This is a genomic window from Elusimicrobiota bacterium (assembly GCA_041660185.1).
Classification (GTDB): domain Bacteria; phylum Elusimicrobiota; class Elusimicrobia; order 2-01-FULL-59-12; family 2-01-FULL-59-12; genus JBAZWU01.
This window is the reverse complement of the sequence record JBAZWU010000001.1, coordinates 174097-197656: the sequence shown is the minus strand read 5'-3', so window position 1 is coordinate 197656 and position 23560 is coordinate 174097. Positions and strand designations below refer to the sequence as shown.

At 56.0% G+C, this 23560-nt stretch carries 20 protein-coding genes; 16 read left to right on the top strand and 4 right to left on the bottom strand.

Going from position 1 to position 23560, the window contains the following annotated elements; all coding sequences use genetic code 11:
• Positions 1–2: 2 nt before the first annotated feature.
• The 16 genes from asnB to WC859_00915 all read left to right on the top strand — a co-directional run bounded on the left by asnB (position 3) and on the right by WC859_00915 (position 18361).
• Entirely contained in the window at positions 3–1907 is a 1905-nt protein-coding gene (gene asnB / locus WC859_00990) for an asparagine synthase (glutamine-hydrolyzing) (protein ID MFA5974725.1), read from the top strand.
• Positions 1904–3109, top strand: a complete 1206-nt coding sequence (locus WC859_00985; protein MFA5974724.1) for a glycosyltransferase family 39 protein — start codon at positions 1904–1906, stop codon at positions 3107–3109. The genes asnB and WC859_00985 overlap by 4 nt, the downstream gene beginning before the upstream one ends.
• Positions 3094–4197: a glycosyltransferase gene (locus tag WC859_00980; protein MFA5974723.1), complete on the top strand. Its 1104-nt coding sequence runs from the start codon at positions 3094–3096 to the stop codon at positions 4195–4197. Before WC859_00985 ends, WC859_00980 begins: the two co-directional genes overlap by 16 nt.
• Positions 4197–4895 carry a methyltransferase domain-containing protein gene (locus WC859_00975; protein ID MFA5974722.1) on the top strand — a complete coding sequence of 233 codons (699 nt, stop codon included), beginning with the start codon at positions 4197–4199 and terminating at the stop codon, positions 4893–4895. Before WC859_00980 ends, WC859_00975 begins: the two co-directional genes overlap by 1 nt.
• A gap of 152 nt (positions 4896–5047) precedes the next feature.
• The gene (locus WC859_00970; protein ID MFA5974721.1) at positions 5048–5713 is read left to right on the top strand and encodes a class I SAM-dependent methyltransferase; all 666 of its coding nucleotides are present in this window, start codon (positions 5048–5050) and stop codon (positions 5711–5713) included.
• A 71-nt stretch (positions 5714–5784) separates the two neighbouring features.
• Positions 5785–7077 carry a nucleotide sugar dehydrogenase gene (locus tag WC859_00965; GenBank protein ID MFA5974720.1) on the top strand — a complete coding sequence of 431 codons (1293 nt, stop codon included), beginning with the start codon at positions 5785–5787 and terminating at the stop codon, positions 7075–7077.
• Positions 7074–8609 carry a hypothetical protein gene (locus WC859_00960; protein ID MFA5974719.1) on the top strand — a complete coding sequence of 512 codons (1536 nt, stop codon included), beginning with the start codon at positions 7074–7076 and terminating at the stop codon, positions 8607–8609. The genes WC859_00965 and WC859_00960 overlap by 4 nt, the downstream gene beginning before the upstream one ends.
• Positions 8606–9346: a glycosyltransferase family 2 protein gene (locus WC859_00955; protein ID MFA5974718.1), complete on the top strand. Its 741-nt coding sequence runs from the start codon at positions 8606–8608 to the stop codon at positions 9344–9346. The genes WC859_00960 and WC859_00955 overlap by 4 nt, the downstream gene beginning before the upstream one ends.
• Positions 9322–11190 (top strand): glycosyltransferase family 39 protein, encoded by a 1869-nt coding sequence (locus WC859_00950; protein MFA5974717.1) that lies wholly within the window; start codon positions 9322–9324, stop codon positions 11188–11190. Before WC859_00955 ends, WC859_00950 begins: the two co-directional genes overlap by 25 nt.
• Positions 11191–11219: 29 nt before the next feature.
• The gene (locus tag WC859_00945; protein MFA5974716.1) at positions 11220–12239 is read left to right on the top strand and encodes an MraY family glycosyltransferase; all 1020 of its coding nucleotides are present in this window, start codon (positions 11220–11222) and stop codon (positions 12237–12239) included.
• Positions 12236–13534, top strand: a complete 1299-nt coding sequence (locus WC859_00940; protein MFA5974715.1) for an FAD-dependent oxidoreductase — start codon at positions 12236–12238, stop codon at positions 13532–13534. Before WC859_00945 ends, WC859_00940 begins: the two co-directional genes overlap by 4 nt.
• 33 nt (positions 13535–13567) lie before the next feature.
• Complete coding sequence (locus tag WC859_00935) at positions 13568–14740, top strand: glycosyltransferase family 4 protein (GenBank protein ID MFA5974714.1); 1173 nt, start codon at positions 13568–13570, stop codon at positions 14738–14740.
• Between the two features lie 135 nt (positions 14741–14875).
• A complete protein-coding gene (locus tag WC859_00930; GenBank protein ID MFA5974713.1) occupies positions 14876–15640 on the top strand; it encodes a hypothetical protein in 765 nt (254 codons plus the stop codon).
• Between the two features lie 136 nt (positions 15641–15776).
• Entirely contained in the window at positions 15777–16637 is an 861-nt protein-coding gene (gene rho / locus WC859_00925; GenBank protein ID MFA5974712.1) for a transcription termination factor Rho, read from the top strand.
• 129 nt (positions 16638–16766) lie between these two features.
• Positions 16767–17540 (top strand): 3'-5' exonuclease, encoded by a 774-nt coding sequence (locus tag WC859_00920; protein MFA5974711.1) that lies wholly within the window; start codon positions 16767–16769, stop codon positions 17538–17540.
• Between the two features lie 35 nt (positions 17541–17575).
• Complete coding sequence (locus WC859_00915) at positions 17576–18361, top strand: MqnA/MqnD/SBP family protein (GenBank protein MFA5974710.1); 786 nt, start codon at positions 17576–17578, stop codon at positions 18359–18361.
• Positions 18362–18387: 26 nt separating this feature from the next.
• On the opposite strand, the gene mqnC is transcribed toward WC859_00915, so the two are convergent.
• Genes mqnC through WC859_00895 form a run of 4 tightly spaced genes read right to left on the bottom strand, consistent with a single transcriptional unit; the run spans position 18388 to position 23452 of the window.
• On the bottom strand, positions 18388–19569 hold the full coding sequence (gene mqnC, locus WC859_00910; protein MFA5974709.1) for a cyclic dehypoxanthinyl futalosine synthase: 1182 nt from the start codon (positions 19567–19569) through the stop codon (positions 18388–18390).
• Positions 19554–20351, bottom strand: coding sequence for a menaquinone biosynthesis protein (locus WC859_00905; protein MFA5974708.1), 798 nt, complete (start codon positions 20349–20351; stop codon positions 19554–19556). The genes mqnC and WC859_00905 overlap by 16 nt, the downstream gene beginning before the upstream one ends.
• 25 nt (positions 20352–20376) lie before the next feature.
• Positions 20377–21693 carry a radical SAM protein gene (locus tag WC859_00900; GenBank protein ID MFA5974707.1) on the bottom strand — a complete coding sequence of 439 codons (1317 nt, stop codon included), beginning with the start codon at positions 21691–21693 and terminating at the stop codon, positions 20377–20379.
• A complete protein-coding gene (locus WC859_00895) occupies positions 21683–23452 on the bottom strand; it encodes a menaquinone biosynthesis decarboxylase (protein MFA5974706.1) in 1770 nt (589 codons plus the stop codon). Before WC859_00895 ends, WC859_00900 begins: the two co-directional genes overlap by 11 nt.
• Positions 23453–23560 lie beyond the last annotated feature (108 nt).

The following is a 23560-nucleotide window of genomic DNA, read 5'->3' as shown; positions in this document are numbered from 1 at the left end:
CCATGTGCGGCATTTGCGGAATCGTGAACAAGGATGGAACGGCAGCGGACGAAGGCCTTCTCCGGTCCATGACAAATGTGATTTCTCACCGCGGACCCGACGAACAAACGGCGCAGACCTGGGGACCGGCCGGATTCGGATTCGCGCGCCTGGCCATCATTGATCTCTCCGGCGGTCATCAACCCATGACGAATGAAGACGGCCGTCTATGGCTCGTCTTCAACGGGGAAATCTACAACTTCCAGGCGCTCCGGGAACAACTTCAGAAAACGGGCAAGCACACGTTTAAGACGCGCAGCGACACCGAAGTGATCCTGCACCTCTACGAAGAATACGGCGAACAGTGCGTGGAGCATCTCCGGGGCATGTTCGCGTTTGCCATCTGGGACACACGGGAACAATCGTTGTTCATGGCCCGGGACCGCTTCGGCAAGAAACCGCTGGTGTATGCGGATCTGGGCAACCAGTTTCTCTTCGCTTCCGAGCTGAAGGCCTTGCTGCAGCACCCGGCGGTTTCCAAAGATATCGACTACAGCGCGATTGATTTGTATCTCACCTATCAATACATCCCGAGCCCGAAAACCGTTTTCCGGCAGATACAAAAGCTTCCTCCCGCGCATACGCTGCGATGGCAGAATGGAAAAACCTCGATCCGGCGGTACTGGGAACCTCGGTTTACCCCCAAGACCACGCTTCGTTTTCCCGATGCTCAAATCGCTCTGAAAGAAAAACTTTCCGAAGCCACCAAACTCCGCATGATCGCGGACGTGCCGTTGGGAGCCTTTTTATCTGGAGGCGTGGATTCATCCATCGTGGTCAGCCTTATGAGCCGGCTCTCGGCCCAACCGATCAAGACGTTTTCGATCGGGTTTGAAGAAGAAGGCTATTCCGAACTCCCGTTTGCCCGGCAAGTGGCCGAGCATTGCCATACGGATCACCACGAATTCATCGTCAACCCTTACAGCATCGACGTCCTGCCGAAGCTGGCCTGGCATTACGGAGAGCCTTACGCGGATTCCAGCGCCTTGCCGTCTTATTTTCTATCGAAAATGGCCCGCCGGTACGTGACGGTGGCGCTGAATGGGGATGGGGGAGATGAAAACTTTGGGGGGTATCTCCGCTATCAGGCGATGGCTTTTGCGCGGCGATGGCAACACGTTCCCGCCCCCTTACGCCAAGCCCTCAGCCGGGCCACGGCCTGCCTGCCCAACGGCCATCCGCCGCTGGCCTGGGGACACCGGATCAAGCGTCTGTTCTACCTCAGCACCCTGGAACCGGACCAGATCTACCTGAATGCCATTTGTTATTTCAAGGAAAACCAAAAAGAATCGCTCTATACACCGTTGATGAAGGACGCCCGGAAAGCCGCCAATGCCCCGGCTTATCTGCTCGACACCCTGAAGCGCGCCAGCGGATTGGAAGGAGTCGACCCTTATCTCTTAACGGATCTCATGACGTATCTGCCGGAATGTTTGATGGTTAAAATGGATATCGCGACCATGGCCAATTCACTCGAAACCCGCTCTCCCTTTCTGGACCATGAACTCACCGAGCTGGCCGGAAGCTTCCCTCCTGCCTGGAAACTGCATGGGCTGACCGGAGGCAAATATATCCTGCGCAAAACATTTGAAAGCGATCTTCCCTCGGGACTTTTTAACCGCAGAAAGCAGGGATTCGTGATCCCCATGAGTCATTGGTTCCGCAAAGATCTGGGTCCCTTCCTGCACGACACGCTGCTGTCCAAACGAACGGCTAACCGGGGGCTCTTTGAACAGGCCGCCGTTCAGCAGCTTCTCGACGAAAACGCGTCAGGCCAGATCGATCACAGCTACCGCCTGTGGGCGCTGCTGATGCTTGAGATGTGGTTCCAGGTGTATATCGACTCGCCGGGAGCTTCCCCACCATGACATCGACGATTGGCAAGCTGGGTGCTTTGATCGGACTGGCGTTTGTCCTACGGGCCGGATACGGCCTTTCGCGTCCGCCTGTCGTCGTCGGGGATGAGCAGAATTTTGACGGGATCGGATGGCATCTCGCTTCCGAAAACCGATATGTCATGAAAGAAGGCCCATCCGCTTACCGCCTTCCAGCCTACCCGCTTTTTCTGGGAGGGGTTTATAAAATCGCCGGGCATTCGCTGCCAGCCGCCCGTCTGGCTCAGGCCGCGGCCGGGGCGCTGCTGGTTCTGGTCATGTTCTGGACAGGCAAGGTTCTCTTTGGCACGGAAGCCTCCGGCTGGATCGCGGCCGTGTTCACCTCGCTCTATCCTTTCTTTATCTACTACGACAGCCAGTTGATCGCCGAGAGTTTTATCGTCTTCTGGACCACGATAACCATCGGACTTCTCCTTCGTTGGAAAAAGTCTCCACGTTCCGCCGGATGGGCCGCGCTGAGCGGTCTTTCTTTTTGCCTGCTTTGTTTGACCAAATCCAATTTTATTCTCGTTTTTCTCATTTTCCTGGCCATCGAAGGAGCAGCCCTTTGGCGCCGCTCCCCAGGCGCGGTTTCCGTCAAAACCCTTGTCCTTTTTATGCTTGTTTTTGTGACTCCGATTCTGGGGTGGGGAATACGCAACCAACGCACCTTTGGCCGTTTCTTTCTGGACAGCCACGGAGGCATTTCCATGCTGGATTGCGTCAAATACTACGACATACACCGCGAAACCCGATTCGCTTCTGTTCTGCCTCAATTGCCCGCTTACCAGGCTGCCAGCGGTTTAAATGAAGCGGAACAAGACCTCCTCTATGAAAAAGAAGCTCTGCAGTTTATCCGGGAAAATCCCCGGCTGATCCTCTCTCGTGTGATCCCGAATTTTGTCAATTTCTGGCGTTTTTACCCTCGCCAGGATGTCACGTTCCAGGACAACCAACGGGTACTGACGCTGATCAGTCTTCTGACGGAACCGTTTCTCCTCCTGGCTGGGGCCGCAGGACTCTGGCTCACGCGGCGGCGATGGAGAGAGCTGTATCCTTCGTACGCCTTCATTCTTGTTCTCATGAGCATCCATCTCATCATGGCCAGTCAAATGCGTTACCGGCTGCCGCTCATGCCGATTTTCATTCTTTTTTCAGCCTATTTTCTCGAGAACAGATTATGGCGACGCGCATAGCCCATCTCATTACGAGTCTGGAAGGCGGGGGAACGGAGAATTTCCTCTTCCAGATCACCACTCATGCTCCGGCTACGATGGAGACCCGGGTATTCTTCCTGAGGAAGGATGGGGTCATGGGACAACGAATCCGTCAAGCCGGGGTCGCCGTGAAAGGCCCGGTCTGTCCGGCGACTCTTCTGAACGAATTACGAAAGTTTAAGCCGGATGCGCTTCATACCTGTTTATACTGGGCCAACCAGGTTGGCCGGATCGCCGGCAGGATCCTCGGGATTCCCGTAATCGTCTCAAGTCAACGCTCCATCGATGTCTGGCAGAAACCGTGGCACGGCTGGATGGACCGGTTCACGTTGCCGATGGCTCATCTGGTTCTCTGCAATTCGGCCGAGGCCATGATGGTACTTCAGAAACGGCTGGGCCGCCGCGCGGGGCCGCGTTTTGAAAAACTGGAAAATGGTCTGGACGATTCAGTCCTGGTTCTTCAGGACAGCTCGGCCGCTCGCCGGGCATATCACCTTCCGGAGGATGCCATCGTGGGCGGAACACTCATGCGCCTGCACCGGGAAAAAGGAGCGGAACTGATCCCCGATTTCGCCTCGGCACTCCTGAGCGCAGAACCCAGGCTGCATCTGCTCGTGGGGGGTACGGGGCCTCTGGAACCGGAGCTGAAACAACGAACGTCGCATCACCCCTGGAGCAACCGGCTTCATTGGCTGGGATGGGAGAACCGGATCAGTCGTTTTTATTCAGCCATTGATTTCTTCTGGTCCTTATCCCGCGAGGAGAGCTTCCCGCAGACGTTGCTCGAGGCTTCCGCCATGGGCGTTCCCTGGATGGCTCCGGATGTCGGAGAAATCTCCGCGCTGGCGGGATTTGGAGAAGGCCACATCGTTTATCCGGCCGCCGGCCGCCAGGACGCCGCCGCGATAGGCCTTCAATTTCTGAAAAACCTGGGCCAGAACCAGGATCTTTCGCGCGCGGCGGCTGGCCGGATCAGGGAACGTTTCCGCATGACGCGGATGATTGACCGCTTTTACCAGCAAATTGAATCGGCGCTGCAAAACGTGCGCAGAGGAGAACCGAACTAATGCCCGAAACACAACGCCAGATCACGAAGAAATATTGGGATCTCTATTGGGCCATTAAGGGGTGTTATCCCGAGTATTTTAAAAAGAAAATGCCGATCAACATCGGATTCATGAGTCCAACAACGCTCGATGGATCCCGATCGAAACTCAAACAGGTGATCGGAGACTCCCAGTCTGTTCTCGACATCGGCTCCGGCGATAATTTCGTGCAGCGCGCGATGCGATCCGCGGGCCACAAAGGCGTTTACCACACGCTCGATTTAGACGCCCGGTTCCCGCACGAGTATCACGATTTGTCGGAGGTGAATCAATCCTACGATGTGATCGTCATGTTCAATCTCATTGCGCATATGCCCCTGGATGATTTTTACGCGCATCTCGCTTTCTGCGAAAGCCATCTCAATCCGGGAGGAACCATCGCGATCTCGACTCCCAACGCCAATCACGTGAACTGTGTCTGGAAGGGGGACATGACGCACATCCATCCCCTCCCGCCTCAGGATCTGTATTGTCTGTTCAGGGTCCTCGGGTACGACGTGGCCATGTATCGCACCCATATCGTCGAAGAACATTTCGGGATATTGCGCTGGATCCGGCGGGGACTGGCCTGCCTGATCGCCTGGATCCTTTATGCGGATGCCGCTGAAGACATCCTGTTGTTTGCGACACGCCCCCCGCGCGCGCCGGACAAACGATGAGCGACGCCACTCCTCATCCATCCCACGGGTTTTTTCGGGAACTGTTTGAATCCGTATTCCGGCTACCGGAGACGAGACATTCCGATCCCGACGCGCCCGAGTCGATTGGTCTCTGCCGTCAAATCTTGCGAAAGAAGCCGTTCCTCCGCCAAATGTACCAGGACTACTACCAGTACTTCGTACGGGAACATCAGGCGGTGAGTCATCTCTCCGGCGCATGCCTCGAAATCGGTTCCGGCGGAGGATTTCTGAAGGACATCCTTCCCAACGTGCTGACCTCCGACGTCTGTCCGGATCCGGGGCTGGACCGGGTGGTTCACTCCGAAAAGCTCGATTTTCCGGATGAATCGCTCCGGGCAATCTTTCTATTGAACGTCCTGCACCATCTTCCGGATCCCGAAGCATTTTTTAATGAAGCGAACCGCTGCCTGGTTCGCGGCGGACGCCTTGTGATGATCGAACCCTACCGTTCGTGGTGGTCACGGGTGTTTTACCGGTTTCTCCACCATGAACCCTTTGACGACCAGGCCCCGGCCTGGACCGTCGAGGGGCAGGGCCGTCTGCACCGCGCGAATATCGCCGTTCCCTGGATCATTTTCTGGCGCGACCGCCAGCGCTTTGAATCGCTCTGGCCGGCGCTCCGGATCCGGTCGCTGGAACGTCATACGGTCTTCAAGTATCTGATATCGGGCGGCGTATCGTGGAGAGCCCTGCTGCCGGGGGGGGCTTACCCTGTGGTGCATGCGCTGGATGATCTTCTGTCGAAGTGCCCCAGGGTATTTTCCATTTTCCAAACCATTGTGATTGAAAAGCAATGAGGTCTGGCGGATGGTTGTAACCGGATGGCTCTACCCGTTATAATTTCGTGTTTCAAAAAAGGGGTGCCTTTGTGATCAAAGATAAAATTCAGTCTCATTCCGCCAGAATCGGCATTTTAGGGTTGGGGTACGTCGGCTTGCCTCTCGCCTATGAATTTGCCAAAGCGGGTTTCCCGGTCACCGGTTTTGAAGTGGACGACCGGAAAGTCGAAAAGATCCGGTCCCGGCGGTCCTATATCGGAGATATTTCGACGGCCGAGTTAGCCTCTGTCGTTGAATCCGGGAACCTCACCGCCACGACTGATTTTTCCAAACTCAAACAGATGGACGCGGTCGTTGTCTGTGTCCCGACCCCACTCAACAAAACGAAAGATCCGGATATTTCGTTTATCGCCAGTTCAGCTAAACAAATCGCCAGGTACCTGCATAAGGACCAGCTGATCATTCTGGAAAGCACCACATACCCGGGGACCACGCGGGATTTTGTGCTTCCCCTGCTGGGCGGAAACGGTTACAAGGTTGGAAAAGACTTTTTCCTGGCCTTCTCTCCCGAACGGATCGACCCGGCGAATAAAAAATTCAAGCTTCCGAACACCCCCAAAGTCGTGGGCGGCATGACCCGGAGCTGCACCGAACTGGCCACGATGCTTTACGGCCAGATCATTCAGCGCGTCGTACCGGTTTCTTCGCCGGAAGCCGCCGAGCTGGTGAAGCTGCTCGAAAACACCTTCCGGGCGGTGAATATCGGATTGGTCAACGAAATCGCCCTGATCTGCGATAAGCTGGGCTTAAATGTGTGGGAAATTATCGAAGCGGCGGCTTCCAAGCCCTACGGCTTCATGCCCTTCTACCCCGGCCCGGGCCTTGGGGGGCACTGCATTCCGATCGACCCCCACTATTTGTCCTGGAAGATGAAATCCCTGAACTTCTCGGCCCGGTTCATTGAACTGGCCGGCGAAGTGAACTCACACATGCCGGAGTTTGTTTTAGAAAAAACAACTCGGGCCTTGAATGCCCGGCGCAAACCCGTGAACGGATCGAAGATCCTGGTGATGGGCGTCGCCTACAAAGCCAATGTATCCGACATGCGGGAATCCCCGGCGTTGGATTTGATTCATCTATTGCAGCAAAATGGAGCCACGGTGTCCTATCACGACCCTTATGTGCCTTCACTGATTCTGGGGAAACAACACCTCACCAGCAAGCCTTATTCGGCTCGGCTGCTTCAAAGCCAGGACGCGGTGGTGGTCACCACCGCTCATGACGTCTTCAATGCCGACGATATCCTGAAAAACTCGAAGCTCGTCATTGACACCCGAAACCTCATGCGAGGACTTTCGTCGGAACACCTGGTACGTCTTTGATCTGCTTTCTTGCGTTCGCACTCCCCCTCGGGCTTTGCTTCCGCTTCCCGTCCTGTCTTTGGAACTTTGATGGGGTGGCCTGCGCCGCGGCGCTGGAACTGGGCGATCCGGTTTTCTTTTTTCATTCCAATCATCTCCTCTATGGCTTCCTGGGGTATTGGTTTTGGCGGGCTCTTTTTTTCTTTTCTTCCTCCATTCGCGCTTTATCCGCTCTTCAACTTCTGAACCCGCTGCTTTCAGCGATCGGACTGGCAGGCGTTTACCGGATTTTTCTGCATGAAACGCGTCAACCCTGGACAGCGCTGGGACTCACCTGGGCAATGAGCGTGTCTGCTGTTTTCTGGGTCTGGAGCCTGGAAGCGCAAGTCTATCCCCTGGGGTTCGCGGCGTTGGCGTGGGCGGTTTACGTTCTGCTCGCAAGCCAGTCGACCCGGAAATATCTTTGGGTCGGCCTCCTTCATGGATTGGCGGTTCTTGGCCATGTGATTCATCTCTTATGGATCATCCCCGCCCTCTATTGGATTCGAAAAGAACGCGTTACGATGACGTCCTTCCCCGCGGTCTCTGGCGGGGAATCCAGACAGCATGATGGATCCGCCACACGACTGGCGGACGCCCGCAGTGTGGCGTCCCCGACAAAGACACTCGGGGATGACGGCTTTAAAACTTATCTGACTTATCTAGCCACTCTAGGATCCACCGTTGCGATCCCTTATCTGAGCGTTCTTTTCTTTGTTTTGATCCCGTCCCATCGCGGCTTCCCCTGGATTCTCACGTGGCTGAGAGGAAGCGCCGGTCTGACCCCGGACCGCCATCTGGCCTGGCATTGGGCGGGATGGAACGCTCCGCTTCAATGGGCCTGGGGGAACCTTCCTTATCTCTGGGGAAGCTTTTCGCCTTACGGAACGACGCACGTCACTTTTCTGACATGGACACTGACGGTTGTTTCCCTGGGATTGTTCGGCCTTGGGATTTTTCTTTCTTTCCGTCATCGAGCCGACAGGATCTGGCGATTCAGCCTGCTTTGGATCGGCGTTTACGCGCTCTTTCTGTGGACGTGGGAACCCCGGACGCTTCTTTACCGGATGGCGGATGTGATTCCCCTGGGGCTTCTGCTGGCGGTGGGTCTTGCGCGCGGCCTTTCGGAAACGACCCGGCGGTGGTGTCTCGCAGGCCTCGTCGGATCAACCCTGGCGGTAAACTTTGTAACCTTAATACGGCCGATGCATGCCGCGAAAAACAACGCCGCGTATCAGCAGACCCTGGCGCTGGCGCGAGGAACACCGTCCGACGCTTTTTACTTGATGGAAGGAGGAGTTCCCTGGATTTATCTGCTGTACTTTACCGGACGACCGGCTTGGAACGTCACGCGCATACCGTCTGACCTTCTAAAAACGGAAGTGACGAAACTCAAACAACGGGCGCCTGTTTTCGCTCACGAGAGTCTTTTACAGGAACCCATGGCTCACGTGTGGATGCGCACCTACCGGCTTCGGAAAGTCGTCAATCTACCCTGGGTGGAACTTTTATGAAACCAAAAGTCATTGTGGTGATGCCTGCCTATAACGCGGAAAAAACACTGGCTCGAACCGTCGGGGATATCCCGGACGGATCGGTCGACAGCATTATCCTTGTCGATGACTGCTCCCGCGATCAGACCGTTCCCCTGGCCCGCCAGCTGGGGCTCACCGTCATCGTGCATGAAAAGAATTTAGGATACGGGGGCAATCAAAAAACATGTTACCGGAGCGCGCTCCAGGCCGGAGCGGATATCGTCGTCATGATTCATCCGGATTATCAATACGACTCCCGTTTGGTCCCTTACCTGACCGGACTCCTGAAGGATGGGGTTTGCGACGTGGTGCTCGGGAACCGTATTCGAACGCGAAACGAAGCCTTAAATGGGGGAATGCCCGTTTACAAATACATCGCCAACCGGTTCTTGACCATGATGGAAAACTTTTTGATGGGCCAGAATCTGGGTGAATGGCACAGCGGCCTGCGGGCCTACTCCCGAAAGGTGCTCGAAACCATTCCCTGGGAACGGAACTCCAACGATTTCGTTTTCGACTGTGAGTTTCTGGTTCAAGCCGCCGCGTTTGGCTTTCGGATGGGGGACATCCCGGTTCCCGCGCGCTATTTTGATGAAGCTTCCTCCATCAACTTCAGCCGCAGCGTCCGTTACGGTCTGGAATCGTTGCGAAGCATCGCGCGTTATTATCTTCATCGGTTTCATCTCTGGCCATGTTCGTTATTCGATCCGCGATAACCCTCGGGTGGCTCGCGCTGGTTCTCTGGAGTGCGGGCGGCTATGGCGCCTTCCTGGGCCGGTTTCTGGCTTTTTCGGTTCTGGGCCCGGGGGAACAAGTCGTGATGTCCTTGTCGCTCGGCTTGGGTCTTTTCAGTCATTTGATGATCCTGGCCGGTTTGTGCCAGGCTTGGACATTCCCCGGCGTTTGCCTTTTGTTAATCCCCGGCCTTCTGATGAGTCATCCGTTCTGGATCTCCTGCCGCCGCCTGAAACCCTCTCATCCCTCGATTGAGAAAACCTCGATCGCCGCCCGGGGTCTTATCCTGTTAGGAAGCGTTCTGGCGCTCGTGGTGGCGCTGGCCCCCACGACCTACTACGACTCGCTCGTTTATCACCTGGCTTTGCCGGCCGAGTATGTCAAAGCGGGTCATTGGGTTGGACTACCGAATTTAATTTACTCCGCCTTTCCTCAAACACTGGAAATGCTGTGGACCGCCGGACTTCTGCTTGGAGGCGATGCGCTGGTGAATGTTCTGGCGCTTTCTCTGGGCGCACTCGCCCTGGCCGCTCTCATCCTTTTTGGACGCCGGTTTCTTAATCCGCGCTCAGCTCTCTGGGCCGGAGCGCTGCTGAGCGTGATGCCTGCGTTTCTGCTGCTGAGTTCCGGCGGGTATGTGGATGTGGGGCTCATGCTCTTCAGCTTTCTTAGTTTCTACGCGCTGCAACTTTGGGCTCAGAAAAAACAGCCCCCGCTGCTGATTCTGTCTGGAGTGATGGCGGGCCTGGCGATGGGATGCAAATATACCGGCGCTATTCCGGCCGCGATCGTTGTGATTTTTATCTTCAAAGAAAGCTGGGGAAGTCCTTCCAAAGTTCTTCTGAGTCGACTGACGCTTTATGGCTTAACCGCTTGTGCGACCGTCAGCCCCTGGTTGATTAAAAATATCATTTACGTGGGAAACCCGGTCTTCCCTTTTTTCTATGCCTGGGGCTCGACTAAACTTAATCCCTGGGTACAGAGCGCCGCCGCCGGTTATTTCCGTGGATTGACCGAATACCAACCGTATTCGCTGACCCATCTGGCCAGGCTGGTCTGGGAGATCACCGTGAATGGCCTTCGTTACGGCGGCGGCATGGATGTCCTGGGGGATTTCGGCTGGATGCCGCTGGTGGCCCTGCTCCCGGCGCTGACGCTCTGTCGTCAGCGGGGAAAAATCCTATCCGATTCGGGCCTGTTCGTTCTGCTGTTTTTCATCCCGTGGGGAATGTCGCGGCCGGTGCTTCGTTTTCTCATGCCCGTAGCTCCCCTGCTGGCTCTTCTGGCCGGGCATGCCTGGGCCGAAGGCGTGGAACGCTTGCCGGCGCCTTTTCGATGGACCTGCCGGACGCTGCTGACGTTGATGCTGGTCTCCGGTTTCTGCGTTTTTTTCACTCTAACGACCGTCTTCTCACCTTTTGGCGTGGCTCTGGGCCTGGAAGACCGCTCGGCCTATCTCCGGAGAAAACTGGATTACTTTGCCGCCGCTTCATTTGTGAATCAACTGCCTGGCGCCACGCGCCTACTGGTGGTTGGCGACCAAAGAGGGTATTATTATGAAAAGCCAACGGGGATCACGCCTGTTTTTAATGAAAACCCGTTGGCCTCATGGGCCAATGCCGCGGCCGATGCTGAAGCGCTTCGGGACCGGATTCGTGCGCAGGGGTATTCGCATCTCGTGGTCAACCATAAGGAAATGAAACGCCTGGAAGCTTACCATCTTTTCCCGTTCTCAGCCGCCGGACAGAGAAACTGGGATCATTTTCTTTCCCGGGTCGGGAAGCGTCTTTATCAGGATCCCGCCTGTGAGGTTTTCGAGCTATGAGCTTCGTCACCCTGAGCAGTGAAACAAGAATGCTTTACCTGATTTGTTTTTCTCTCGCCCTGGTTCTGTCCGCGCTTCTGACGCCTCTCGCGCGGAAGGTTGCGATGGCCTACAAAATACTGGATCGCCCTCTGACGGACGTCAAAACGCACCGGCACCCGGTCCCTTACCTGGGGGGGCTGGCCGTGGCGGCCGCACTCGCGGCCACGCTGCTCACAATTCGATGGATGACCAACTTTCCTACCGGCACACTACACTCTTTGCGGGGGATTTTCCTGGGCGGCAGCATCATCTGCCTGTTGGGACTCATCGACGACGTCGTTCCGAAAGGTCTCGGGTATAAATCAAAATTTATTGTCCAGTTCGTTGCCGCGCTTTGTCTGATGGCTTTCGACATCCGCATTAAATTCATCTCGCCGCATTGGTTCGCCGATCTCATCACACTCATCTGGATTGTCGGATTGATCAATGCCATCAACATTATCGACATCATGGACGGCCTCGCCAGCGGCATCGGGGTCATCGCCAGCCTGGGTTTTCTGTTTATTTCACTACCCTCCGAAGAGATTTATGTCAATGTGGCTTCTGTCGCCCTGGCGGGGGGTTTGCTTGGATTCATTCCTTATAACCTCTCCAAACGTCTCAAGATATTTTTGGGGGACACCGGAAGCCTTTTGATCGGGTTCATGATGGCGGCGCTTTCGCTGGGAACCGCTTATACGCGCGTGAATAATCTGGGTGTTTTTGCGCCCTTGTTGATTCTCGGGCTCCCCCTGTACGACACGTTTCTGGTGACCTGTTTGCGATTTAAGCGCGGGATGTCTCCCTTTATGGGAAGCCGGGACCATTATGCGCTGCGCCTTGAAAAATACGGATTTTATCGGGAGGAGATCCTGATTCTGTCTTATGCCATCAGCCTGCTCTTGGCATTCAGCGCCTATCGGGTGACGGTGGTTCCTTTTCAATACGCCCTGTTGATCTACTCCGTGATCGGCGTGCTGGCGCTGGCCTTTGGCACCTGGCTGGCACGAATACCCATCGAACCATGAAAATCCGGACGCTGATTTTAGGCGGAGGGCTCTCCGGGCTCTCCAGCGCCTATCACTTGAAGCGCGACTATCTCCTGGTGGAACGTTCCAGTCAGCCGGGAGGTTTAGCGCAATCCATTCACCAGGACGGTTTTGTTTTTGATTACACCGGTCATTTTCTCCACCTGCGAAATCCCTACACGCTTCAACTGATTCCCAAGCTCTTAGGCGATAACCTCGCCCTTCACAAGCGCCGGTCCTGGATCTACTCGCACCGAACCAATATTCCGTACCCGTTCCAGGCCAACACGTATGCGCTCCCAAAACAGGTGATGAAAGACTGCGTCGCCGGTTTCATCGAAGCTCAATTGCAGCACCGTCCGGCTCCGGTCCGCTCTCCCGAATCGTTTAAAAGCTGGGTCCTCCGGACCTTCGGCAAAGGGTTTGCCAAGCACTTCTTTTTCCCATACAATCGGAAACTCTGGACGGTGCCGGCGGACGTGTTGACGGCGGAATGGGTCGCTCCTTTTGTTCCGCGCCCTTCCGTTGAGGAAATTATCCTGGGAGGCCTCGCGGAACAGACCCAAACGTTCGGATACAACGCCACGTTCTACTATCCAAAACGAGGGGGAATTCAGGCGCTCCCGACCGCTTTGGCAAACGATTTAAAGGCACTCCGTTTGAATACGGAAGTGACGGGCATTGATCTCGCCAAAAAAGAAGCGACGCTTCACACGGGTGAGGTGATCGCCTATGAACACCTGATTACGACGCTGCCCCTGGCCTATTTTTTAAAAATCGCCAGACCTCTGCCGCCGGAAATTGAACACGCCAGGCGCTTGCTCCGTTGGACATCGCTCTATAACCTGAATCTGGGGATCGACCGGCCGGATCTGACCGACAAGCAATGGATATACTTTCCGGAAACCAAATACCGTTTCTACCGGGTGGGCTTCCCGGCGAATTTCTCGTCCCATACAACCCCCTCTGGAACAAGTTCGATGTATATCGAAGTGGCCTATCAACCGGGTCATCCGCCCGATGGCAAAACTATCCTTCGGCAATTGTTGGCCGGCCTGCGGGACGGCGGCCTTCTGCAGCGTCGCGATCGAATTATTGCCCGAAAAGTCCTGCATATCCCGGTGGCTTACGTCATCTTCGACAAAAACTGCACCCGGTCTGCGGAAACCATCCTTCGTTACCTGGACCATGAAAACGTTTACTCCATCGGCCGCTATGGCGCCTGGAAGTACTCGTATATGGAAGAAGCGATTTTAGATGGGAAAACAACCGCCGAGAGGATTCTGGGAAGGTAACGGGGCGCCAGCCGGCGCCCCCTACAAAACAAAATGAAACTTCGCGTTTGTCATATCATCACGCAACTGGAACTGGGCGGCGCCCAGCAGAATACCCTTTACACCCTCTCGCATCTGGATTCCAACCGATTTGACGTCTCACTGATCTGCGGCGCCGGCGGCTTTCTGGATGAGGAAGCGAAAAGGGGGAACTGGCCTACCTTTTTTGTCTCATCCCTGGTCCGGCTGATCCGTCCGATTCAAGATCTTCTGGCGCTCCTCTCTCTCTATCGATTGCTGCGGCAACAGAAACCACACATCGTCCACACCCACTCGTCCAAAGCCGGAATTCTGGGACGGATCGCCGCCTATCTCGCGGGAGTGCCCGTGATCATCCACACGTTCCATGGATTTGGCTTTACCCCCAAACAGGCGCCGGGACTCCGAAAGATCTTTATCGCGCTGGAGAAATTTTGCGCACTCCTGAGCATCCACTTGATCTTTGTTTCAGAGGACAATCGCACCGAAGCCGCGGAGCTGGGGATCGGGCGTCGGACGCCGAACAGTTTGATTCGCAGCGGCATCGTTTTCCAACGCGCGGCCAAAAGCAGGGTTCGTCAAGAACTCGGCATTTCCAGCAAGGCCTGGGTGGTGGTTTCCATCGGCAATTTTAAATTGCAGAAAAATCCAATGGATTTGGTCCGGGTGGCTTCGGAAGTCCTGAAAAAGAAGGCGAACACGCATTTTATTCTCGTCGGGGATGGGGAACTGCGTCCATCCGTGGAAACCTGGTGCCAAGAACAGGGGATTGGGGCTTCTATCCATTTCGTCGGATGGCGTCAGGATATCCCCGAAATCCTGGCGGCCGCGAATGGCTTCTTACTGACGTCCTTGTGGGAAGGGCTTCCGCGAGCTTTGGTGGAAGCTTCCGCCGCACAACTCCCCTGCGTGGCCTATGGCGTCAACGGGGTCAAAGATATTCTGCAGGATGGGCAGACCGGCTTTTTGATCCTGCCGGGAGACGTAAGCTCGGCCGCAGAAAAAATCGTGTGGCTGCAAGACCACCCCGAAGAAGGACGGCGATTAGGGCAAGCCGCGGCCCGCCGCGTGGGCGACGAATTCAACATTGACCGGATGGTCCACCAACAGGAAGAGCTTTACAATGACCTATACGAAAACGTTCCCTTAAAAGACTATTACGAATCTCGTTGGAATGTCGCGAAGTAATCTACCCATAAATGCACACACAAGTATTTTTTGTCATTCCCCGCAGTCACTGGCGGGGAATCCAAGAATGTCGTCCGTCGACGGCATGATGGATCCCCCGCCTACAACCGCGGGGGATGACGGCGGGGAACGAACATGCGTCGTCTCTTAAAATTCTGTCTTATCTCGCTGGCCATTCTGGTCAGCCTGTTCACTTTGACCTTCCTGACGCTGCGGCTGGCGCTGCCTCAGGCGAAATTGAGAAGCATGATTTTAGAGCAAATCCGAACGCATCTGCACCGAGATGCCCAGCTGAACGAAATTCATTTATGGATCAACGGTCTGACCATCGAACGGCTGCGGTTATCCGAAACGCCCGATTTCAACCATGGGACTTTGATTTATATCGAATCCACTCGCGTCCGCTGGTCCTGGTGGCCGCTGTGGCGCCCACCCCTCTTAAAGGAGATCGTCTTTAACCATCCCGATCTCCATTTCATGAAACCGGTTTACGATGCCCTTCGCCGACCCGGACCCATTGATGAAATTCGCATCCTCTTGAACGATTTTACATCGACGAAAATCCAGGGCTCACTTTTCATCAATCAACAACCGGAACCGTACGAAATCGCCGGCTCTTACCGTTTCAATAAGGGGATTATGACTCTGGACAGCATTCAGGTGGATGGCCACTCGCTTCATCTCACTCTTCAGGGAATTATGGAAGCGGCGACCGCAGGAATGGCTATTGATGCCCATCTCAACTCCGATCGGCCATCCGTTCTGGGTGAAATGGATGTGAACGCCCATCTCACCGGCACCCTCGGCAATCCGAAGGTCCGCGTGGAGTCTTTGAAGAAAAAAGCGTTCAAAGCCGTGATCAAGAATCTGCTGGAGACACCGATCCGCGGCGGCCACTAAGAAATTTCGGTATAATAGGTTACTCCTCTTGTACAAGAAGAATCGTCCCCATCATCGCTTCCACGGGAAGAATTTCAACGGGAACCGTCCAGGTTATCCGTCGCATTTCTTTGCCCAGCCCAAACCGGCCCGAAATATCGACGAAGAACAGTTTCTGGCCAAAACATCCATTGATCCTAATAAGCGCCTTCATCTGGAAAAAGGATCCTCCCATCTTTGTGTCCGGGCCGTGGATCTGATCTGCCCGATCGGAAAGGGCCAGCGGGGGCTGATTGTTTCGCCTCCCAAAGCCGGGAAAACAACCTTTCTGAAATGCATCTGCCAGGCGCTGGCCAGCATTGATCCGGCGCTGCGGCTCTACTGTCTATTGATCGACGAACGGCCGGAAGAAGTCACGGATTTCAAACGCTCGGTCCCAGCCGAGGTGCACGCCTCCTGCAACGACCGGCCCTACGAAGAGCACCTTCGCTGCGCGCGGGAACTGGCCTTAAAAGCCGTCGGTGAAGCCAACGCCGGCAAAGACGTCGTGATCCTTCTGGATTCGCTCACCCGTCTGGCGCGGGTCCATAATGCGGGAAGTACAGGAAACCGCACGATGTCCGGAGGGCTGGATTCCCGCGCCATGGAACTGCCGCGGCGTTTCTTCGGCATGGCGCGGAATATTGAAGAGGGGGGATCGCTCACCATCCTCGCCACCATTCTGGTGGACACCGGCAGCCGGATGGATGACATTATTTTCCAGGAATTTAAAGGCACCGGAAATATGGAACTCGTGCTGTCGCGCGCCGCCGCGGAGCAGCGAATCTTCCCGGCCATTAACATCAACGCTTCCGGAACCCGGAAAGAAGAGCTTCTGCTTCCGGCCGACGAGCTTCAAAAGATCTATAAATTACGCCGGGCCTTGGCCGGTATCGAAGAAACTCAGGCGGCTTCCCTTCTGGTTGAACTGCTCCAGCGTTACCCGACCAACGCGCAAGCGCTCGCGTCGATCGAATGACAAAAATGCCCTATCTAACCCATCGTCATCCCCCGCGGCTATTGGCGGGGGATCTATCACGTCCATACAGCAGGATGGATTCCCAGCCAGTGACTGCCGGGAATGACGGAGAGGAAACCCTTTAACCAAATGAAACTGACGCGCCCCATTATATTTCTGGATCTGGAAGCCACCGGCGCCGACCCCCAGCGCGACCGCATCGTGGAAATCGCTCTGATCCGGCAGGACCCGGACCAATCCCGGAAAGAGCTGATCCAACGCATCAACCCGGGCGTTCGCATCCCGCTGGAAGCCATCGCCATTCACGGCATCCGCAACGAAGATGTCACCAACGCTCCTTCGTTTAAAGAAGTGGCCGCCTCGCTGCTCACGTTCATGGAAGGCTGCGATCTGGGCGGATTCGGGATTACGCGCTTTGATATTCCGCTGCTCACCGAAGAGTTCAAACGCTGCAACCTGACGCTCCCGCTCGAAGACCGGGCGCTTCTCGACGGTCTGGCCATCTACCATCAGCGCGAACGACGCGACCTCTCCGCCGCTTATCAGTTCTACTGCCAGAAAACACTCGAAGGAGCCCACGGCGCTCGGGCGGATGCCCTGGCCAGCCTGGAAGTGTTTTTTGCGCAACTCCAGCGCTATCCGGACCTTCCTCAGGATACCGAGGGACTCCACGCCTACTGCAACCGGCAGGACGAGCGTTTTGTAGACAACCACCGCAAGTTTATCTGGCGGGACGGTGAAGCCGCCTTTAACTTCGGCAAATATAAAGGGGAACTTCTGCGAAACATGGTCCGCCAACAGCCGGATTACATCCAGTGGATCGTCAGCGACGGAAAATTCTCCCAGGAAGTCGTCGACCTCTGCTGGAAAGCCCTCAAAGGGGAATTCCCATCCAAACGCTGACCTTCGCGCACAGCCCCGACCCGGATGACGCCTATATGTTCTTTGGATTTGATCAGGGTGCGGTCAAAATCCCGGGCTATACGATGGACCATCACCTGGAAGACATTCAGACGCTCAACGACCGGGCGTTCCGGGGCGAGTTTGAGATTACAGCGGTCAGCGCCCATGCGTACGCCTATCTGACGGACCGCTACTGGGTGCTCAACTGCGGCGCCAGCGTGGGCCGCGGTTACGGACCGATTCTCGTGCAGCAGAAGAATTCCGGGAAAAAATCACCATTTCAAATCGCAATTCCAGGCCAATGGACCACCGCCGCGCTGGTTCTAAACCTGTGGCTGGCTGAAAACAATCTGAAAGCTGAAACACGTATCATGCCTTTTGATGAAATCCTGCCGGCCGTTGAGCGGGGAGAGATCGACTCCGGCCTCTTGATCCATGAGGGCCAGTTGACCTTCGGGGACCACGGCCTGGAGAAAGTCTGGGATGCCGGGGAGTGGTGGCAGAAGAAGACCGGTTTACCCCTGCCGCTGGGACTCGATGTCGTGCGGGCCGACCTCGGGGAACCCCTGGCGCGGCAGATCAGCCAGGCGCTGCGGGACAGCATCCTCTATGCGCAAGCCCATCCGGAGGAGGCACTGGAGTACGCGCTCCGGTACGGCCGCGGCCTCGACAAAAAGCTCGGTAAACGCTTTGTCGCCATGTACGTGAACAAGGACACGCTCGAGCAGGGCGCCGACGTCCAGCAGGGACTCCAAAAGCTCTACGACGAAGCCTTCCGCCTAGGCTTTTTACCTTCCAAACCAATCGTTCGATTCATCTGACCAACTCCGGTGACTGTCACAGAGAATCAATAGGTTGCTCCGTTGTGACAGTCACCGCTAACGAATTCCATCTCATGTGCGGGCGGACAGCGGTCCGCCCCTACAGGTCCTTCGTAGACCTTCAAAATGTCGTACAGCGTCGTGCGCTGGGCTGGGATGAAGCCCGCTTCGCGGATCATGCGGATCGTGTCGTCGACGTTCGTGGTGACCACGTGGCCCGCGGCTTTATGGACATTCTCGTCGATGAGCGTCCCGCCGAAATCATCCGCTCCGAAGTGAAGCGCGAGGGGCCCGATCTTCTTCCCTTCCGAAAACCAGGAGGCCTGTATATGGGGAATATTGTCCAGATAAATCCGTGAGGCGGCGAGCATTCGCAGGTAAGTTGAGGGTCCTTTACCGGAGGGGATTTTCTTCTCTAAAACGGTATTCCCCGGTTTAAAACTCCAGGGGATAAAGGCCGTAAAACTACCGGCCTGGCCTGAGCTCTGTCGAAGGCTTTCATCCTGGAGATCGCGCACGCGGTTAAAATGCTCCAACCAATCCTCCGGCCTGTCCACGTGCCCGTACATCATCGTCGCGGTGGATTTCATTCCGAGTTGATGCGCCTGACGATGCACTCGGATCCACTCGTCACAAGAGTTTTTCTTCGGCGCGATGCGCTGCCGAACCACTTCTGACAACACTTCCGCGCCGCCGCCGGGAAGGGACACCTGCCCCGCCTCTTTCAAAGCCTTCAGAACATCGACGGTGGATTGCCCCGAACCCTCGGCCATCAGGAGCACCTCACTGGCCGTAAAAAAGTGAGGCGTCACCTGGGGGAAACGTTTCCGCGTCTCTCGGACCAGGGCGGTGTAATACGCCAGCGGGAGTTCGGGGTTCAGCCCGCCCTGCAGAAGAATGGTGGTGGCCCCCTGCTCTACCGCCAGGCGGATTTTTTCCATCACCTGATCAACCGTCAGCGTGTAGGCGTCCCGTGCGCCCGGCCGGCGATAAAAGGCGCAAAACAGGCAGCCCGCGACGCAGACATTCGTGTAGTTGGGATTGGAATCGATGACAAAGGTCACCCGGTTCCCCGGATGTTTCTGTTGCCGGACCCGCTGGGCGAGCCGCCCCAGATCCATGAGGTTGGCCTGGGTCAGGAGATAGAGCCCTTCGTCAGAGTCCAGGCGCTGCCCCCGGGTGACTTTCGCGGTTATCCGATCAAGCATTGCTCTTCCAAAAGTTCGGAAAAACGGCGGATGGACTCCTGGTGGTCTTCATTCAACCGGTAGCAAAACCCGTTCCAATAGTTCTCGATAAAAGCTGGATCAAAACCGCGTTTAGCACTCTCCTGCAGTGCCACATCTTTCTTGTTGTAAATAATTGATTTCAAAGAGCTTTCGACTGATGTCTCAATAGTATCTTTAACCATTTGCGGAAGCCCCTGACGAACCGCCCAGCGCGCAAACACAAAAGGCACTCCCTGCCAGAAATACCACTCTTCGCCCAGATCCGTCACGCAGGGCAGTCCTGGAATACCCTTTTGTTTGGCGCGCAAAGCCTCGTCCCCGATCAAAAGAACTCCATCCGCCTCTCCGTCAAAGGTCTGATGGGAAGCGATCCGGCCGTACTGGACATTCGGACGCTGGTAGCGCACCGACAACAGCAGCTGAAGCAGACGAAACGAAGTGGATGTTTCTTCGGACACCGCGCAGGTCCCGGAAAATGCCGCGATCGGCTGTTTGGAAAAAAACAAAACGCTCTTCGAAGCTCTTCGAACGCCCACCCCAAACCGGCTGATGGGTTCAAAACTGGGAAACACCCGCAAAAAGTCCACCAGCGAAAGAGCGCCGGCATCGATGGTTCCTTCTCCCGCGTTGATCCCTAAATCCCGAGGCGAAAGGGTTTTGAATTCAAACTGCCGCTGGTCAATCTCCAGCGGTTCCGGGCCGAACCCTTGCTGGAAAGGGACCATGTTCAAATAGGGAATATATCCGATTCGAATAATCATACGTTGATCACTTTTCCAAAAAACCTCATCCCCTTCTCCCTGCTGAGGGAGAAGGTGGCCGGAGGCCGGATGAGGGTGTATCCGCGGCCTTACCCTTACCCTTACCCTTACCCTCACCCCAACCCTCTCCCTCAACAGGGAGAGGGAGTATGTCAGAAGAATAGGCCACAACCTTGTAAAGAGCGTCCCGTTCGACAGGGATGCAGCCGGCGTCCCGGATGAGATCCTCCACCTTATCCCGCAGGAGACCTGACGGAGAGGATACGCCGGCCGCATGCATGATGCGCTCTTCGCCAATCGTTCCATCCACATCATCCGCTCCAAAATGAAGCGCCACGGAGGCCGCTTGTTCACCCATCGTAACCCAATAGGCTTTAATGTGCGGGAAATTGTCCAAATAAAGCCGTGCGATGGCAAGCATCTTCAGGTCATCCAATAAAGAGGACGGCTGTGTCGTCAATCCTGATGGACCTGGCTGATAGGCCAGCGGAACGAAACTCATAAATCCCGCTTTTGTGTCGTCATTCCCCTCGGTTTCTATACCGTCATTCCCCCCGGCCACTGGGGGGGAATCCATAGATCCCCCGCCAGAACCTGCGGGGGATGACGAAAAAGAACCCGCCGGGGATGACGTGTGATGTAGTGATTCATCCTGCAAATTTCTAAGCACTTCCAGATGATGCCACCGTTCCTCCGGCGTTTCGATATGTCCGTAAAGGAGCGTCGCATTCGACGGGATCCCCAGGCGGTGCGCTCTGCGGTGAACGTCCACCCACTCCCTCTCTCCGATCTTGAAGGGGAAAAGCGCCTGACGAACACGTTCGGAGAAAACTTCGGCGCCTCCGCCCGGCAGGGCGGTCAGTCCGGCTTCTTTCAGACGCCACAAGACGGTTTCAATACTTTGCCGGGAAATCCGGGCCATCCACTCGATTTCCACCGCGGTAAAGGCCTTGATCCCGGCCTCGGGACAGGCTTGCCGCAGCGCCCGCACGATCTCCAGGTAATGGTCGAACGTCCACTCTGGAGGCATGCCGCCGGAGATATGGATTTCGCGAACACCTGCCGCGCAGCGCTGAACCATTTCGGAAAGCGTCATTTCGTAGGCATCCGGGCGGTTCCGCTTGGTCGCAAAGTCGCAAAACGTGCAGGAAAGAACGCAAACATTGGTCGGTTCAATCTTTTGATTGATGACGTAGAACGCCTGGTTTCCATAGCGTCGCCGCTTCACTTGATCGGCCATCCAGCCAAGCCCGACGATATCCGGACTCGCCCAAAGGGTGCGGACATCGTCGAGATCCAGGCGGCCGCCCTTCTGGATTTTTTCCCAGATGTCAGATTCCATACTCATCCCAGCGGACGTTGACCTTCTCGCGGATTTCTTCGTTCATCTCCAGAGGATCCGGGTAACCCTTCTTCCAGGTCGCGTCGATTCCCATGCGGCCCCCGTAGCGGGCGACGGGACCGTCGAGACGCATCTCCGTAAACGTCACGTCCCGAACACAATCAAAGCGAGTAAAGATACCCCACAACGTCGATTCGCGGTCTTCGAGATCAACATCGGGGCTGACCATCGCGACGATTTTGATGCCTTCCAGAGCGGCGTCATACAGCAGGCTCTCGAGAATCGACCGTCCCTCCCGGCCGACCTGCACAACCAGAAGCGCGTCATCCAGAAGCTTCCAGCCGATGATACGCGAGTCGCGCTCCTTTAAAAAATGAAAACTCTGCTGCGGGGGAGACTTGCGCACGGGACGTATGTTCGGTTTGCGGGTGGCATCCAGGTTTATTTTTCCACCCGTAGCCATCGCATCCCCGGTAAAGTCCAGCGTATCCAGCGGCGTCCCGGGCAAAATCAGCACATCCTCGCTCGGGTCAAAGTTCTGCTGGATCGCGCGGAAGACCGCGTGGGAATCCCGCACATTGACATTCGTATCGACCAGAACGAGGCATTTGGTCAGGGAAAGCTGCCCCTCTCCCAGTAAACCCAGCCCGGTTTTGACGGCTTCTTTTCCGTAACGCTGCCGGACAGAAACCACCAGAAGATTATGGAAACCCGTCTCATAATACGCCCAGAGTTCCTGAATCTCCGGGTGGATGAGACGAATCAAAGGAGACAGGATTTCCTGCGTCGCATTCCCCAGATACCGGTCTTCTTGCGGCGGCTTGCCGACCACCGCGGCCAGATAAATGGGCCGCTTCCGGTGCGTCATGGACCGGACATGGAACACCGGGAAAGGAGCGGCTTTGGAGTAATGCCCAAAATGATCCCCAAAAGGTCCTTCCATGGCCCGCTCATCCGTGTGGACATAACCTTCCAATATGAACTCGGCCTCGGAGGGCACACGCATGGGAATGGACCGGGCTTTGACAAGGCGTGCCGGGGAGCCGCGAAGAAATCCGCTGAACGCCACTTCATCCATGCCTTCGGGCAGCGGCGCGACCGCCGCCAGAAGCAGGCAAGGGTCCGCTCCAATCACAACCGCCAGGGGAAGGTTCTGGCCGCGACGCTCGGCCTCGCTGTAATGGAAACCGCCGCCTTTTTGAATCTGCCAGTGCATCCCTGTCGACGAAGGGCCGAAGACCTGCATCCGATAAACACCGACGTTGCGGACACCCGTCTGCGGATGCCGGGTCATGACCAGGCCGAAGGTGATAAAACGCCCGCCGTCCTGCGGCCAACATTTCAGAACCGGCAAACGGTCCAACGCGGGTTCTTGAACGATTTGCTGCGAGGGCGCTCCCCAGAGTACGACTTGCGTATGCATGGCGAATGTCCGCCGAAGGGCCTTACGGGATTTCCAAAGACCCAGCCACCGGGGAGGATTCATGGACTGCGCCAACGACAGAAGCTCCTGCCCGATTTGTTGGGGGGGACGGCCCAGCGCGAGCTCGATCCGGCGGGCGCTGCCGAAAATATTAATCGCCAGGGGAAAAGGGGACCCTTTGACTTTTTCAAAGAGGAGCGCCGGCCCCTCCTGCCGCACCACCCGCGTAGCGATCTCCGTGATCTCCAACTCGGGATCCACCTCGACGCGAATGCGTCGAAGTTCTTTTTGCTGTTCCAACTCTGTTAAGAATGACGAAAGATTTCGAAAAGACATATCAGATCGTCATTCCCCCCGGGTGTAGGGGGGGAATCCATAGATCCCCCGCCAACAACCGCGGGGGATGACGACGATTAGGATCTGGCACTCCAACAGAAGAATTTT

Coding starts and splice junctions, on each gene's coding strand:
- asnB (MFA5974725.1), top strand. CDS start 3: ATGTGCGGCATTTGCGGAATCGTGAACAAGGATGGAACGGCAGCGGAC.
- WC859_00985 (MFA5974724.1), top strand. CDS start 1,904: ATGACATCGACGATTGGCAAGCTGGGTGCTTTGATCGGACTGGCGTTT.
- WC859_00980 (MFA5974723.1), top strand. CDS start 3,094: ATGGCGACGCGCATAGCCCATCTCATTACGAGTCTGGAAGGCGGGGGA.
- WC859_00975 (MFA5974722.1), top strand. CDS start 4,197: ATGCCCGAAACACAACGCCAGATCACGAAGAAATATTGGGATCTCTAT.
- WC859_00970 (MFA5974721.1), top strand. CDS start 5,048: ATGTACCAGGACTACTACCAGTACTTCGTACGGGAACATCAGGCGGTG.
- WC859_00955 (MFA5974718.1), top strand. CDS start 8,606: ATGAAACCAAAAGTCATTGTGGTGATGCCTGCCTATAACGCGGAAAAA.
- WC859_00950 (MFA5974717.1), top strand. CDS start 9,322: ATGTTCGTTATTCGATCCGCGATAACCCTCGGGTGGCTCGCGCTGGTT.
- WC859_00945 (MFA5974716.1), top strand. CDS start 11,220: ATGCTTTACCTGATTTGTTTTTCTCTCGCCCTGGTTCTGTCCGCGCTT.
- WC859_00940 (MFA5974715.1), top strand. CDS start 12,236: ATGAAAATCCGGACGCTGATTTTAGGCGGAGGGCTCTCCGGGCTCTCC.
- WC859_00935 (MFA5974714.1), top strand. CDS start 13,568: ATGAAACTTCGCGTTTGTCATATCATCACGCAACTGGAACTGGGCGGC.
- WC859_00930 (MFA5974713.1), top strand. CDS start 14,876: ATGCGTCGTCTCTTAAAATTCTGTCTTATCTCGCTGGCCATTCTGGTC.
- WC859_00920 (MFA5974711.1), top strand. CDS start 16,767: ATGAAACTGACGCGCCCCATTATATTTCTGGATCTGGAAGCCACCGGC.
- WC859_00915 (MFA5974710.1), top strand. CDS start 17,576: ATGTTCTTTGGATTTGATCAGGGTGCGGTCAAAATCCCGGGCTATACG.
- mqnC (MFA5974709.1), bottom strand. CDS start 19,569: ATGCTTGATCGGATAACCGCGAAAGTCACCCGGGGGCAGCGCCTGGAC.
- WC859_00905 (MFA5974708.1), bottom strand. CDS start 20,351: ATGATTATTCGAATCGGATATATTCCCTATTTGAACATGGTCCCTTTC.
- WC859_00900 (MFA5974707.1), bottom strand. CDS start 21,693: ATGGAATCTGACATCTGGGAAAAAATCCAGAAGGGCGGCCGCCTGGAT.
- WC859_00895 (MFA5974706.1), bottom strand. CDS start 23,452: ATGTCTTTTCGAAATCTTTCGTCATTCTTAACAGAGTTGGAACAGCAA.